At 69.4% G+C, this 2,252-nt stretch carries 2 protein-coding genes; both read right to left on the minus strand.

What is annotated here, in order from left to right; all coding sequences use genetic code 11:
• Positions 1 to 189: 189 nt before the first annotated feature.
• On the minus strand, positions 190 to 1,386 hold the full coding sequence (gene lhgO / locus R1101_RS0121735; protein ID WP_016935350.1) for an L-2-hydroxyglutarate oxidase: 1,197 nt from the start codon (positions 1,384 to 1,386) through the stop codon (positions 190 to 192).
• Between the two features lie 288 nt (positions 1,387 to 1,674).
• Positions 1,675 to 2,058 carry an excalibur calcium-binding domain-containing protein gene (locus R1101_RS0121740; protein ID WP_016935351.1) on the minus strand — a complete coding sequence of 128 codons (384 nt, stop codon included), beginning with the start codon at positions 2,056 to 2,058 and terminating at the stop codon, positions 1,675 to 1,677.
• Positions 2,059 to 2,252: the final 194 nt, after the last annotated feature.

Below are 2,252 nucleotides of genomic sequence, written 5' to 3' on the forward strand. Positions count from 1 at the left end.
ATTACGGATGAACGCACTGGTCTCGTGACCGGCATCGGCCAGCAGCCGCTCGAGATGCAGTGCGACCTTGCCGTGTCCTCCGAAGAGTGCGATTCGTGCCATGAAGACCTCCCGACGATCGAATGGTTCCCGTGCTGCATGCCCCGAACCGGCCACCGCGAACCGTGACGTCCACGGCGAACCGCATGATCAGCCGATACGGTCGAGTGCGCGGTCGACGAGATACTCGGCGATCGCCATGGACGAGGTGGCCCCCGGCGACGGAGCGTTGCGCAGGTGCACGACCCGTCCGTGCCCCGTGACGACGAAGTCGTCCTCGAGACCTCCGTCGGAGTTCATCGCCTGGGCGCGGATGCCGCGCGGTCCCGGCCGCACGTCGTCGACGGTCAATCCGGGCATGTACGCGGCTGCGTCGGCGACGAACCGTCGAGTGCTGGCGGCCGTGCGCAGTTCCCGACCCGCTGCGGGCAGATTGTGAGCGGCGAACCGCCAGAAACCGGGCCAGGCGACGGCGTCGCGCAGATCCCGCCACGATCCGCGCCGGCCGCGGTAGTTCTCGCGACCGGAGGAAAGGAAGGCGTTCGGCCCCACCATCACCTCCCCGTCGATCCGGCGGGTGAGGTGCACCCCGAGGAACGGGTAGCGGGGATCGGGCACCGGATAGATCAACCCGCGCACCTTCGTCGCCGCCTCGGGTTCGAGCAGCAGATAGTCGCCGAGGAACGGGACGATACGCGGGTCGCGGGTGTCGCCGGAGGTGTGTGCGAGTCGATCGGACTGCAGCCCGGCGCACGTGATCACCAGGTCGAAGGCGAACTGGTCGTCCGGGACGTCGACGACGACCTGCTCGCCCCCGTCGCGGACGCCCGTCACGGTGGTGCCGGTCCGCACCGTGCCCCCTGCGGCGACGACGTCGTCCGCGAGCGCGCGGGTGACGGCGACGAAGTCGATGATCGCCGTGTGCGGGGAGTGCAGTGCTGCGATCCCGGCGGCATGCGGTTCGATCGCGGTGATCTCGTCGGCGTCGATACGTCCGATACCGGGGACACCGTTCGCGGCGGCGCGCGAGAAGATCGCGTCGAGTCGGCCGAGTTCCGATTCGTCGAGCGCGACGACGAGTTTGCCGCACTCGTCGTAGGGCAGGCCCTTCTCCGTGGTGAATGCCTGCAACAACTCCACCCCGCGCCTGCACAACCGGGCCTTGAGGCTGCCCGGCGTGTAGTAGAGGCCGGCGTGGACGACGCCGCTGTTGTGCCCCGTCTGATGCGCGGCGAGCCGGTCCTCCTTCTCGAAGAGCGTGACGTCGACGTCCGAGAGGGCGAGTTGCCGGGCGGTCGCGGCACCGATGATGCCTCCTCCGATCACCGCGACGTGAAGGTTACGCATACTCGAGGACCGCTCCCTGTTCTCCGCGGATCGCGGCCGTGAGTTTCCGAGCGCGACGTCCCGCGCCTCGTCACGACGCGCTCCTGCCGCGGCCATTTTCTCAGTATGTGCTGGTCACGGCTCTCTCGATACCCCTGGGCGCGGTGGGACCGTCGCATACACGGCAAATGCCGTCCCCGATCGGCGGGATCGGAGACGGCATTCGGCGGGAACGGGACGAACTGCTCGGCGATCACTGTCGGAGTTGCAGCCCCGGAGCCGGTCGGTGTCAGCGGTTCCGCGGAGTGATCAGCGCGGATCCCGCTCGCACCCGATCCCGTCGTTGTCGCGGTCGAGTCGAGGCGCGTAACCGGGGTCGTTGCGGTGGACCGGAGCCGCGCCGGCGTTCCACGCCTCGGTGCAGTTCCGGAACCCGCCGCTCGGTGCGGCCGGAGCCGGACGGGGAGCCGGAGCCGCCTGGGGAGGCGGGGCAGCCTGGGGCGCGGGCGCGGCGGGGGGAGCCGGGACAGGTGCCGGCGGAGGCGCGAACGGGTTGAACGACCCGCTCGGGACGAGATCGGCGATGCCCTTCGGGAGCAGGTCCACGAGAGGGAAGGCACCTGCGGTCGAGGGTGCGGTGACCGTCAGGGCCACACACCCCAGCGTCGCAGCGACAATGCGGCGGAACTTCATGCGCGAGGCCTTTCTGTACTTCGTCAGGATCCGATGTGCCGGATTCGAACGGAATGTCGGATTGAGCGCCGCGCGTATTACGTCGCCGGGTGACAGACGACGATCGGTCCGCCCGCGACCGGATGTCGCGAGCGGACCGATGTTCTCCGGGCCTGGCCGGGGGACGGCCCGGATGTCTTGTCGTACGCCGGTCA

It is taken from the genome of Rhodococcus sp. R1101 (assembly GCF_000278445.1).
GTDB classification, from domain to species: Bacteria; Actinomycetota; Actinomycetes; order Mycobacteriales; family Mycobacteriaceae; genus Rhodococcus; species Rhodococcus gordoniae.